Here is a 12,699-nt window from a genome sequence, read left to right on the forward strand (position 1 = left end):
AATGTGCTAATTTGTTGTAGATTTGACTGATATCTATCCAGAAAGTGTTAATGTTAAATCATGCAATTATATAAAATATAACAACAATAAAGGACGTAACATGTACCGGCATATTGTGGTACTGACCGGCGCGGGGATTTCAGCTGAGTCAGGGATTAAAACGTTTCGAGATCAACATGGTTTGTGGGAGGAGCACCATATAGAAGATGTGGCCACTCCTGAGGGGTATGCTCGTGATATTGAGTTAGTTGAGCGTTTTTACAATACACGTTGGCAGCAATTACGTGGTGGTGATGTCGCCCCTAATGCCGCCCATGAAGCCTTGGCTAAACTTGAAGCTGAGTTTGACGGTGAGCTTTTAGTTATCACCCAAAATGTGGATGATTTACATGAGCGAGCGGGTTCACGTCGTCTTTTGCATATGCACGGTGAGCTTGCTAAGGGCCGTTGTCCGCAATCCTTACAAACGTTTATATTACGTGAGCCATTTGGTGTCGATAACTGTTGTACCTGCTGTATTCCTGCAAGGCGATTACGCCCACATATTGTATGGTTTGGTGAAATGCCTTTTGGTATGGACAGAATTCATGATGCGTTAGACAGATGTGATTTATTTATCGCAATTGGCACTTCTGGTACGGTGTATCCTGCTGCAGGTTTTGTCGATTCAGCAAATCATCACGGCGCACAAACGGTAGAAGTTAACTTATTGGCGGCAGACAGGCATAGCCAGTTTCAATATCATTTTACCGGAAAAGCAGGTGAGATTATGCCAAGGTTAGTTGAGCAAATATTAGCAGGTAAGGTGATAGGTAGTGACTCAGCAGAGCAATAAAATACCAACTGCGGATTTGTCAAAAGTAGCGATTATCATGCGTGGCTTACCAGGTAGCGGAAAATCATATTGGGTTGAACAATACATTAATTCTTTAGGAATTGAGCAATCATTGCATATTCGACAATATGGATATTTTTCTACAGATGATTATTTTATGGACAATGGTGAGTACCATTTTAATCCCAAACATTTGGCACAATTTCATCAAGCAAATCTAACGGCATTTATTAATGCTATGTCGCACGGTGAGCCTGTGGTTATTTGTGATAATACCAATGTGGCTAAATGGGAGTTTATGGCGTATGAAGCCGCAGCAAGGGCATTAGGTTATCAAGTAAGAGTGGTGTTGATTGGTCAGCCCAAAGATGCTGAACATCAGCTATTGTGTGCAGAGCGTAATCGTCATCGTGTTCCGTTAGCGCATATTCAAAAAATGGGACACTTATTTGACATAGATTAGGTGATAAAAAAGGCGCGGTTAGCGCCTTTTTTGTATTTGCTTTAGATTTATTGAGCGGTAAGAGGTGTTGTTAGATCAATACTGTAAATCGCAAAGCCAGCAACAACATCGTCAGTTGTTGGTAACTTCACCATTTTACGTTGTTGATTTTCTGCAACAAATTTATCAGCAAGTTCACTGTCCTGTGTTTCAAAACGAATGTCTAATGCAACGGTAGCATTGTCGATAGTTTTAAAGTCCCAGTTATAATCAGCAGATGGATCAACCATTGCTTCATATTCGCCCGCAGCATTAGGTTGTGATTGCTCTGTAATATAAGCAGATAGCGCATCACGGTTGGTATCTGGTAGTTCAAGCACAACATGATCAGAACCAGTGCCAGCAAATGATCCACCAAACGCGCGGTAGTTATTAGATGCAACTATGAATGACATCGCGGCTAATTCGTCACCTGTAATCACAGTACCATCAGGTGCTGTGTAAGCTAAGTCCACAATTCGATTAGCATCGGCATTAACTACAACACAACTACGGTCAAATTTGCTTGGTTGCGTCACGTCAATTTTATACGTTAAGCCATCGATAACATCAAAGTTATAGGTTGGGTGACCAGCACGGTTAATCAAGTTTTGTGGTGTGCTGATTGTTGGGTCAATTTGGTTGAACTGGTTGGCCGAACATTCTAGCCAATCTTTTAGCTCTGCACCGGTCGCTTTGACTGCAACCATGGTATTTGGGTAAAGATAGAGATCAGCTGCGTTTTTGTACGATAAGTTGCCCGCAGGCACTTGTACATATTGGCTTGCATCACCTTCTGCATAGCGTCCACCTGCTTTAAACGGCGCAGAGGCAGACAAAATAGGTAAGTCTTTTAAATCATCGGTGATTAAGGCCTTTACACGGGCGATTTGAGCATTTGAGACAATTTGAACCGTAGGATCATCTTGAACCAAGGTTAAAAAGCTATACATGTCAGCAGCGGCAACACCGATAGGTTGGCTAACATAATCAATGGTTCCATTGTGCTCAACTTCAATCGCATCTCTTAGACTGGCTTCACCTGTGACTAACTCTACTTTATTGGCATTGTCGTAAATAGGGCGAGCTTTAGCGGTAGATTCTTCATGGATCACAGTCCATTTTCCTTCCACTTGACGTAGTACTAAATCGACAACGCCTAGGTTATCTCCCCAGCGGCCTGGCATCACGGCTGGTATACCGTTTAATAAACCTTTTTCTACATCAGTGTTTGGAAGATCACTGTACGTTGCTGATGGGAAAACAGAGTGGCTATGGCCAAAGAAAATAGCATCAATACCGTCAACATTGGTTAATGCGTAAGTTGCGTTTTCTGCCCAAGGATCGCCAGGATTTTCACTCGAGCCAATACCAGAATGCGGTATGGCTAAAATAATATCAGCGCCTTCAGCCTTCATTTGTGGCACAAATTTATTTGCGGCCTGAACAATGCCTAATACTTCAACTTTACCCTCTAAGTTTGCTTTGTCCCATTGTAAAATCTGCGGTGGAACAAATCCGATATACCCAATTTTTATTGTGTGCTCGTTACCATCAAGGTCAGTAACGACTTTTTCTTTGATGATATAGGGAGTGAACATGTTTTCATTAAATAAAACATCATCCCAACAGCCGTTTTTGTCTGCACAAATAACGTTAGCATTAATATAAGGGAAGTTTGCGCCATCTAATGACTGTTCTAAAAAATCTAATCCATAGTTAAATTCGTGATTACCGATATTGCCTACTTCATAGTCAAGCGTATTCATCGCTTTATAAACAGGGTGAGTATCGGTAAGCATATTACTGTCGGTTTTGAATTTATTTGCAACATAATCGCCCATAGGGCTGCCTTGCAATAAATCGCCATTATCGACCAATACTGAGTTTGTGACTTCAGCACGTGCAGCATTAATTAAGCTAGCTGTGCGCACAAGACCGATGGTTTTATCTTCTTTACCAGAATAATAATTATAATCCATCATGTTTGTATGAAGATCAGTTGTTTCCATCACGCGCAGTGAAATGTCTGCAATCTCTGTGTCTTTACTGTCATTATTTGAGTTACAGCCGCCAAGCCCCATTGCACCGGCGATAACAACGGCTAATATTTTTTTGTTTAACATATGTGTCTCTCTATTTAATTGACCCCAGGGCATATTTATTGTTATTTGCCCTTACGTAGCGTTAACATTGTTTACCTATTTTGATAATAAAATGAAAACACGGTCGTGATTATAAGCATAATAAATGAATAAATTGTGATGAAACGCTAAATTAAATGGATTAATCAGTGGGCTTGCTTATTTATTAATCATTTGTGTAAGTGATTTTTTTAATTGGTTTGTTAAAACGAGTGATTAAATTATGAAATGGTTTTTATTTGTGTTTTTTATTCATCATTAATGATGAATAAAAAACACAAATAAAAATCATAGAGATAGCATTTTTAATCATAAAATTGGCGTATTTATTCTGATATGTTTTGAGTGCTACAGATAATATTGTTTTTTAGATTGTTGTTATATAAAAATGTAAACGCTTACATTGTTGTAAATAAAAAACCGAGTAACATTACGGTTACTCGGTTTAATTACTTTTTACACAAGTGTGCATTACGCCAAATTATATTATGGCTTAAGGATCACTTTTACAGTGGCATCTACATCTGCTTCGTCTATATAGCCGATAGCATTGGGACTACTGGCAACAGCTGATTTCATTGCCGCAGCATTGGGTACTGTAGCCGGTGGATTACCTTTACCGGTAAATACCTGCTTTGACCAGAAGGCCTTTAACTGCGCATCTGATTTACCCGTTACAGCTTGGTGGAATTCACTGCGAGTTGCATTGCCTTCTTCAAGCTCATATACCGCAACAGAAGAATCACCTTTACCTAAAAAAGCTTTTTTTGCATCACTGGCAGATAAATCTCCAGCAGCAGGATTACCAATAACGACCACAGCAGCCTGTGCTGAAATAATCGTTGAAATGCTTAGAGCTAATACACTTAGTAACGTTCTCATTTCGACACTCCTTAGAATACTGCGTCAAATTTAACGGTGTAGATCAGGGTGTCATCATAAGTGAATTTACCTGTTGTAGTATCAAGACTGTTACTGGTTAATCCGCCTGAGATATCGCCAAATTCGTCTGCATAGGTTATGTCAAATTTAACCGCTAGGTTATCAATTGCGTCCCAGCGTAAACCAAGGCTATAAGCCATGCGTTCAGCATTAAACGCAATCATTTGAATCGCCGCTGCTTGCGATAATGGCAAACGTTCGTCATTATCTTGTGTTTCCATATAGGCGACTGTGACATAAGGCGTAAACGCTTTAATGCGGTAGCCTAAGGTTAAATAACCTGAGTCGGTATCAGGGTAGGCTTCATTTATCTCAGAGCGAGTCCATTCAGTAATCGCAATGATTTCACCGTTATCATAACTTGCACCAACACCGACAAAAGATCCTTTTTCATCGTCGATATCAAGTACAGTATATTTTGCGGTGGTGTTAACGTTGCTGGCTAATTCAACATCAACTTCGTTGACTACAGGGCCATCTAATTGTGCTTGAGCATAAACAGCGCGCAGTGTCCAAATTTCGTCTGTCCAGCTGACGTTAGCACCCATTAAATTACTGAGTTTAACCGCTGAGTTTTTAACGTCAGATTCGCCACCAAAAGCTTGGATTGTCAGGGTTGAGTCATCGTAATCAACATAATGCATATCATAATATTTCAATCTTAATAATGGCGACTTTGCTAATTGTAAAGTCGCCATAGAAGTGAAATAGCTAACAATATCGAACAGGATTAATGACCGATGGCCGCTGAGCCTGCACGGCGTGGATCTGATGCCCCAAAAATACCTTGTTCAGTCACCATGATTGATTGCGTACTGCCAATAGACTCCTGAGTCTTAACTTGGTGACCTTTTGCTTCTAGCAGTGAAATGGTATCGCGGTTTAACGTATGCTCTGCCCAAATAAAATCTGGTTGCCATTGATGATGGATTCGCGCAGCAGCGGTGGCTTCAGCGATATTCAATTTATGATCTATCACATTCATGATGATCTGTAAGGTGATGTTGATAATACGTGAACCTCCAGGGCTACCTGTCACGATAAACGGTTTTCCGTCTTTCATTACAATGGTTGGGCTCATGGAACTCAGAGGTCGCTTATTGCCCTGAACAGCATTGGCGTCACCACCAATTAAGCCATAGCCATTTGGTGTGCCAGGTTTTACTGAAAAATCATCCATTTCATTATTTAATAAAATTCCCGTTCCTTCAGCAACTAGGCCTGAGCCATAGCTAAAGTTAAGCGTATAAGTGTTAGCAACCGCATTACCCCATTGGTCTATAACTGAGTAATGTGTTGTTTGATCGCTTTCATATCCTGCAAGCTTACCGGGCTTAATTTCGCTGCTAGGGGTTGTTTTATTAATGGCGATTTTATTTGCAATACTGGTTGCATAGTCACGGCTAATGAGTTGTTTAACGGGCACCTTAACAAAATCAGGGTCGCCTAAAAATTCACTGCGATCAGCGTAGGCATACTTCATGGTTTCTGCCATTAGGTGCAGTGTATTGGCGGTATTGTGACCTAATTGATCAATTGGGAATTTTTCGAGCACATTTAGCATCTCAATAATGTGAATTCCGCCCGATGATGGAGGTGGCATTGAGACGATTTCGTAGCCGCGATATTGGCCGCGAACCGGTTCACGTTCAACCACTTTATAATTAGCTAAATCTTGTAAACTCATTACGCCGCCAGCATCTTTTACTGCAGCAACAATTTTTTCAGCGGTTTCACCATAATAAAAACCTTTACTGCCCTTGTCGGCAATGAGTGACAGAGAATGTGCCAGTTCAGGTTGCTTAAGGAGATCATTTACTTGAAAATCACTTCCATCAGGACGATAAAATATTTTTGCAGAGCTTGGCCATTGGGCAATACGTGATTTGAGTCCACTCAGTGAGTTTGATAAATCAGAGGTAACAAGAATGCCTTCTTTAGCTAATTTAATTGCTGGGGCAATGACTTGTTTTAAGTCCATTGTGCCGTATTTTTCAAGTGCTAGTTCAAACCCTAAAACGGTACCAGGCACGCCAACGGCCAAACCATGCTCACGACTTAGTTTATCGACAGCATTGCCTTGTTCGTCTAAAAAGATATCTTTATGCGCTTTGCCTGGTGCTGTTTCACGGTAATCTATCGCGATGGTTTTATTTTGTTCGGCTAAGTGCACTAACATAAAACCGCCACCACCGATGTTACCCGCACGAGGCAGTGTTACAGCAAGTGCATAACCTACCGCAACCGCAGCATCAACAGCGTTACCGCCTTGTTTTAAAATATCAACACCAATTTGGCTGGCGATAGCTTCTTGGCTTGAGACCATGCCATGTTTGGCATAAATGGGTTGAGCTGTCGCCATTTCGCTGAAAATAGAGATATCATTGGCGTATACACCAGTGCTTAATGCCGGGTAGCAGAATACAACTGACAATGCAGTGCTAAGTAAAAGAGGTTTCAGTTTAGGGAGTCGGCTCACGATCATTCCTTGGTATTGATTTGATTATGTTGTAGAACATGCCACATGATAGTGACAAATGGTACGAGATTTTAACGAGAACGATTTAGCATAAACAGGTAGGATTCGGTGGAACAAAGTAAAGCGTTAGTGTATCAATTCAAATTTGTTAATACTATTAGTGACATAAAAATATCTGACTGGAATACATATTTTGGCCATTTGAATCCCTTTACCCGTCATGAATATTTATCCGCTTTAGAATTAAGCCAATGTGTAAGCCATAACATCGGCTGGCAACCGCATCATCTTATGGTCACTCAAGGTGATACGATTGTAGCGTTAATGCCGTTGTATATTAAAACTCATTCCTGGGGCGAATACGTGTTTGATTGGGCGTGGGCTGAAGCCTATGAACGTAATCAATTAGACTATTATCCTAAACTGGTGAGCAGTATTCCCTTTACGCCAACAACGGGTGCCCGTATTGGTTTTTTGCCTACGTTAAGCGACATCGACAAGCAGCACGTCATTTCAGAAGTCATCACAGTCATAAAGCAGCAATTAAGCGAGCGGCAATGGTCTTCGTGGCATGGTTTATTTAGCCATAAAGCAGAACATACCTTGTGGGTAAATACCGGCATTATTGAGCGTCATGGTTGCCAGTTTCATTGGCGTAATAATGACTATGTGGACTTTAATGATTTTTTAAGCACTATGAGCTCCAGAAAGCGTAAAAATATCAGCAAAGAGCGCGCACAAATACACAAGGCGCAACTGCGTTTTACCTTTATAAATGGCGATAATGCCACCGATGAGCAATGGCAAGGTTTTGTTCGCTGTTATCAACGCACTTATCTTAAGCGTTCTGGCCATCAAGGGTATTTATCTGCGGAATTTTTTCAGGTTAATTGCCCAAACAATGGGGGAGTCAATCAGATTATTAATGATACACAATGCACAAGATGAGTTGGTGGCATCAGCGCTTTATTTTGTTTCAAACACCCATTTGTATGGTCGTTACTGGGGAGCGTTGAGCGATTACGACGGCTTGCATTTTGAAGCCTGTTATTATCAAGGCATCGAATATGCAATTGCTAATCAGCTAAATGTGTTTGATGCTGGCGCGCAAGGTGAGCATAAAGTGGCAAGAGGTTTTTATCCGGTACAGACGTATTCAAGCCATGTGATTGAACACCCTGCATTTGGTGATGCCATTGCTCATTTTTGTGAGCAAGAGCAAGCACACATTAAATTGTATATGGAGCAGATGACACAACAATTACCCTATAAAACCAGTAATTAATCTCGTTTTTTAAAGGGGCTAATCCAGCGCGAGCCAGACTCCTACAAGCATCATTAAGCTGCCGGCGATGCGGTTCATCCAGCGGATATTATCGCCGCGGCTTAAAAACAAACGTAAGCTTTTTCCGCCGCTGGCATAGGCCAACATCGACACACTTTCGGTTATCATAATAATACCCAGCAATACTCCAAGTTGTGGACCAACTGGACTGTCGACATTGATAAACGGAGGCAGTAACGAAATCATAAATGCCCATCCTTTGGGATTGGCAATGGCAGTAATAAACCCCTGGCTAATTAAGCTTGTTCTGCGGGTGTTCACTTGTGCACTGTCGATAACCGCCATTTTACCTTTGGCGCGCCACATATTAATGCCGATACATACACTGGACCTTAAGCATTAAGGCCTGCAAAAACTCCATCTAACGTTATGTCTTTTCTAGATTTTCTTTGTTGTGACTTTTTTGCGTTTATTGTTATATAGCTGACCGCCCAGTCTATCTTTTCTGTTATTTCTGACCAAGCCCGATGACAGATACACTCAAAGATTGGCAGTAGCCAAACGTCCACATTCTTTGCCGCTTTGAACAGCGAAACTGAAGGCATGATGCGCATCGCAGTGCTGCGTCTGATGATAAGTGCCAACAGGCTGGCCCATACTAGGCCGTCAACTATCGCTTTCTGCGCGGTGGCAAATCTCTGCCAGTTTGTATGTGATTTCAACTCTTTGAACAGCAGTTCAACCTGCCAGCGGCAGCGGTAAATCGCCATAATGTCATCGGCTGAGTAAGACTCTGCCGGTAAGTTGGTTAGCCAGATGCAAAATCGTTTTTCTTCTGCAAACCAACGCCTTATCACTCGAAATTCCTGCGTTCCCCGCAGGGCTTTTAGGTCAAGCACTTCTGAGCGATTGGTGCGACGCGTGATGTCTTTAAGCTTCATTCCGGCAAGCTTAGGCAGTACACGGCCCTTGCCATTTCTAGCTTCAACTATTCTTGGGTTGAGTGACTTTTGCCCCCGAAAAATATAGAACCCTTGATGCCGTTCCACATTGGCAAAATATTCGAAATCAGGATAGCCCGCATCAGCCAGAAGCAGTGTATTTTTCATTCTAAAGGCCATGGGGAGATAGGTTCTTTCTGAAGCGGTATCAGCACTTATCGCCATTGCCGTGGGGTTAAATGTGCGCAATGACAGGGTCATATGGCACTCTATCGCGGCTGGATTACGCTTAAAGCGGCTTGGGTACACGTCAGCTAACGCCTTGTGAACATGAAAAGAACTGCCGTCCTGAAGCAAAATATCATCAAAGCCTAACAACTTCTTCGGAAGCGAAGCGCATTGTTGGCGAGCAAACTGAGCGATAGCCAGCTGAACCAATTGCTTCATAAAATCAGCAAAGGCGGCTTTGCGGAGCTGATTATGAAAAGGTTTGTAAGCCACATTATCATTTTCTGTCAGACACATACCATTAAACTGACGATGTAAGTCAGCAATGGCATGGCAGTTCCCTTTGCTCAACGCAGAGAGCAAGCTCGGTACCAATAGTTCAGGTAATACAGCGCGATTTCGCTGTATAAACCCTGTGCGCTTAGCCATTTTTTGAAGGATGTCTGCATTGAAGAATTGCATAAATTGCTTTTTTAAGGTGATAATTGTCATCGGCTTTATTTATTGGTCATGTTGATTTGTTTGGCGACAATTATCAGATCATAAATAAGGCCTTTTTTCTATCTAAAATATAGGTTTATTGCTAAAGATCCTGTCTATGAATGCCGATATAGATTAAATATCCGCCACCCACCCATTTGAGTAAATCAAATACCTGTGGGTAATTAAGCATAATACTGGCTACGCCCAGTACGGCTGCAATGGCCACTAGTGCCACTCCGACCAGCTCCCCTAGCATCATCCATAAGGTTTTACGCACGCCAACACTCATGCCCAGTGTCATGGCTAAGGTCATGCACATACCAGGGGTGATGGAGACAAAAAAGAAGGTCGGAATAAACACGGCAAGTACGGCGTAATCAGGCATTGGCGTCAATTATCAATAACAGAATGTGGCCAAGTGTAATGGCCTAAAATGATAAAAACCAGCAATTTGCTGGTTTTTATGTATCAAATTATACCGATTGGTTACAACACACCGCGTTTGATTTGGTCGCGTTCAATAGATTCAAATAACGCTTTAAAATTACCTTCACCAAAGCCTAGGTTATTTTTACGTTGAATGATTTCAATAAAAATAGGGCCAAATAAGTTTTTGGTGAAAATTTGTAGCAAATAACCCTCGTCATCACCATCAACTAAGATTTGATGATGCTTAATACGTTCACGGTCTTCAGTGACCTGCGGTAATTTATCAAAAATGGTGTCGTAATATTCCGGAATAATATCCAATGTTTGGATTGATGTGCCTTCCATTGCATCTAAAGACGCCACAATATCGCGGCTTCTAAAGGCTAAATGCTGTACACCTGGGCCGTTATATTCACCTAAGTATTCATCAATTTGGTTGTTATTATTGCCTTTACCCTCGTTGATGGGGATACAGAAACTGCCATCGGGTGAACGTAAGGCGTAAGAGACTAAGGCCGTTTGTGCGCCGCTAATGTCAAAGTAACGCACTTCGGTAAAGCCAAAGATATCTTTATAAAAGTTTGCCCATTTTTCCATTGTGCCTTTATAGACGTTATTGGTTAAGTGGTCGACTTCCATAAAGCCTTTTTCTGGCGTGACAATTGGTTGGTCTAAATCGACAAAATCGCTTTGATAAATGTTGTTTTGCTCACCAAAGGTATCAATAAAGTAAATTAAGCTGTCGCCAATACCGTAAATGGCAGGATAAGGCATGTCTTTATTGGAGTCATCTGCCGGTTTTGCACCACGATTAACAGCCTCGATGAAGGCAAAGTCAGCATCTTCAACACGCCAGCCCATAGAGCAAATTGCTGGGCCGTGTGATTTAGCAAACTCAGCCGAAAAGCCACTACGGCCTTTATTGAGTAAAAAGTTAATGTCGTTTTGTTTGTAGTAAACAATGTCGTTGTTTTTGGCTTTTTTTAACATCGAAAAACCAAAATCAATAAAGACCTGGTGCATAAATTGAGTATCTGGGCTGGCAAATTCAGTAAATTCGATACCTAAAAGCCCCAGTGGATTAAGTTCGCTAGCCATTTTGTTTTCCTTTATTTTTCTGTCAACACGCCATCACTCTTTGGTGACTTGGGTTAGTTAAATTACATCTTAGTTTTCTAACCAAGAACGGTTGTAGTCAGCACTCATGCAATGTTTAACATGGGTGGTTAAATTGAGTGGGGCGAATGTATCGACCATCACTGCGTATTCGTAGGTTTCTGTTTTGCCAATGGATGCTTCTGTGCGCCCAGGTTGTGGGCCGTGAGGTACCCCTTTTTGATGCAGCGTCATGTAACCGGCTTCAATACCGGTGCGGCTCATAAAGTCGCCGTCGACGTAGTAAAGCACTTCGTCGCTGTCGATATTGTTGTGGTAATAAGGTGCAGGGATAGACTTAGGGTGAAAGTCGTAAGGGCGTGGTACAAAATTGCAAACCACAAAGTTGTGAGCACTAAACACAAGATGCTCAGATGGCGGTAAGTGGATTTGGCCCACTTTAGGGGCATATTCTGTAATATTAAATGCCCATGGGTACACACAACCGTCCCAACCCACGAGGTCAAAAGGATGCCACTGCAATAGCATTTGTTGGTATCGCTCGCCAAATTTACACACCAAAGCAAACTCGCCTTTTTCAACCACGGCGTCGGTTAACGTTGGTGTGCGAATATCGCGTTCACAATAAGGAGCGGATTCGAGCATTTGGCCATATTCATTTCTAAAGTGTTTTGGCACTTCAACCATTGACGATGACTCAATGACAAACAAGCGCACATTTTGATAATCGTTAAAGGTTAATTGGTAAGTGGTACCGCGTGGAATGACCAAATAATCCCATTTCTTGGTATTAATCACGCCATATTCACTTAATAACTGACCTTCGCCCTCATGGATAAAGACCACCTCATCTGCATACGCGTTGCGATAAAACTCATTCGTTGACTCAGTGACCTTAGCGGTATACATAGCGACATCGTTATTAAAAAAGATTTTATTACGCGCGCTGAAAAAATTGCCTTGGCAATCGGCCTGGCGTGAGTCAAGTTTGTAGTTTTGAATTAATGAGTCTTGCCATTGCTCGCCGTGACTTAACGCATAGGGTTTAACATCAATCGCTTTGGTTGGCATATTGTGATGATATTTATTGGAATAAATATTTGAAAACCCGTGAGTGGAGAACAACTCTTCACGGTAAAGTTCACCATTTTCTTTTTCGAAAGCGATGTGACGTTTTGGCGGCACTTGACCTTGTTTAACATAGAATGGCATTTGATTGTCCTCTGGCAAATCGACTGCATGTGATGCGGCTGAGTGTTAATTATTGTTATGGCCTAATCGCACTGGGCAAACCAATATGTGATCTTATTAACAATTTAGTGGTAAAGATCAACAA

The 12,699-nt window shown here is 41.7% G+C and carries 11 protein-coding genes and 2 pseudogenes; 4 read left to right on the forward strand and 9 right to left on the reverse strand.

Translation table 11 applies throughout. From position 1 onward, the window contains the following. Positions 1-100 precede the first annotated feature (100 nt). Together cobB and K8B83_RS11380 are read left to right on the forward strand one after the other, a co-directional pair. On the forward strand, positions 101-835 hold the full coding sequence (cobB, locus tag K8B83_RS11375; protein ID WP_188739242.1) for a Sir2 family NAD+-dependent deacetylase: 735 nt from the start codon (positions 101-103) through the stop codon (positions 833-835). A gap of 37 nt (positions 836-872) precedes the next feature. Next, entirely contained in the window at positions 873-1,298 is a 426-nt protein-coding gene (locus K8B83_RS11380) for an ATP-binding protein (RefSeq protein ID WP_223420055.1), read from the forward strand. Positions 1,299-1,345: 47 nt separating this feature from the next. Here the strand turns inward: K8B83_RS11380 and K8B83_RS11385 are convergent, their stop codons facing one another. The 4 genes from K8B83_RS11385 to ggt form a co-directional block, all read right to left on the reverse strand. Beyond that, entirely contained in the window at positions 1,346-3,442 is a 2,097-nt protein-coding gene (locus K8B83_RS11385) for a bifunctional 2',3'-cyclic-nucleotide 2'-phosphodiesterase/3'-nucleotidase (protein WP_223417203.1), read from the reverse strand. A gap of 504 nt (positions 3,443-3,946) precedes the next feature. After that, positions 3,947-4,342 carry a type 2 periplasmic-binding domain-containing protein gene (locus K8B83_RS11390; protein WP_223417204.1) on the reverse strand — a complete coding sequence of 132 codons (396 nt, stop codon included), beginning with the start codon at positions 4,340-4,342 and terminating at the stop codon, positions 3,947-3,949. Positions 4,343-4,353: 11 nt separating this feature from the next. Continuing rightward, entirely contained in the window at positions 4,354-5,100 is a 747-nt protein-coding gene (locus K8B83_RS11395; RefSeq protein WP_223417205.1) for a hypothetical protein, read from the reverse strand. 32 nt (positions 5,101-5,132) lie between these two features. After that, entirely contained in the window at positions 5,133-6,881 is a 1,749-nt protein-coding gene (gene ggt / locus K8B83_RS11400) for a gamma-glutamyltransferase (protein WP_223417206.1), read from the reverse strand. A gap of 108 nt (positions 6,882-6,989) precedes the next feature. Here ggt and K8B83_RS11405 point away from each other — a divergent pair, with 108 nt between their 5' ends. After that, the gene (locus K8B83_RS11405) at positions 6,990-7,829 is read left to right on the forward strand and encodes a peptidogalycan biosysnthesis protein (RefSeq protein ID WP_317846429.1); all 840 of its coding nucleotides are present in this window, start codon (positions 6,990-6,992) and stop codon (positions 7,827-7,829) included. Continuing rightward, positions 7,807-8,166, forward strand: coding sequence for a peptidogalycan biosysnthesis protein (locus K8B83_RS21705; RefSeq protein ID WP_317846430.1), 360 nt, complete (start codon positions 7,807-7,809; stop codon positions 8,164-8,166). The genes K8B83_RS11405 and K8B83_RS21705 overlap by 23 nt, the downstream gene beginning before the upstream one ends. 18 nt (positions 8,167-8,184) lie before the next feature. Here K8B83_RS21705 and K8B83_RS11410 read toward each other — a convergent pair. The 5 genes and pseudogenes from K8B83_RS11410 to K8B83_RS11430 all read right to left on the reverse strand — a co-directional run. After that, a pseudogene (locus tag K8B83_RS11410) lies at positions 8,185-8,544 on the reverse strand (LysE family translocator); the annotation flags it as partial. Between the two features lie 14 nt (positions 8,545-8,558). Then, positions 8,559-9,827 (reverse strand): IS4 family transposase, encoded by a 1,269-nt coding sequence (locus tag K8B83_RS11415; RefSeq protein WP_188741273.1) that lies wholly within the window; start codon positions 9,825-9,827, stop codon positions 8,559-8,561. 109 nt (positions 9,828-9,936) lie between these two features. Further along, positions 9,937-10,203 (reverse strand): annotated as a pseudogene (locus K8B83_RS11420) (LysE family translocator); the annotation flags it as partial. 101 nt (positions 10,204-10,304) lie between these two features. Further along, entirely contained in the window at positions 10,305-11,345 is a 1,041-nt protein-coding gene (gene hppD, locus K8B83_RS11425; RefSeq protein ID WP_223417207.1) for a 4-hydroxyphenylpyruvate dioxygenase, read from the reverse strand. A 69-nt stretch (positions 11,346-11,414) separates the two neighbouring features. Then, positions 11,415-12,575, reverse strand: coding sequence for a homogentisate 1,2-dioxygenase (locus tag K8B83_RS11430; RefSeq protein WP_223417208.1), 1,161 nt, complete (start codon positions 12,573-12,575; stop codon positions 11,415-11,417). Positions 12,576-12,699 lie beyond the last annotated feature (124 nt).

This window comes from Shewanella inventionis (assembly GCF_019931735.1).
Taxonomy (GTDB): Bacteria; Pseudomonadota; Gammaproteobacteria; order Enterobacterales; family Shewanellaceae; genus Shewanella; species Shewanella inventionis.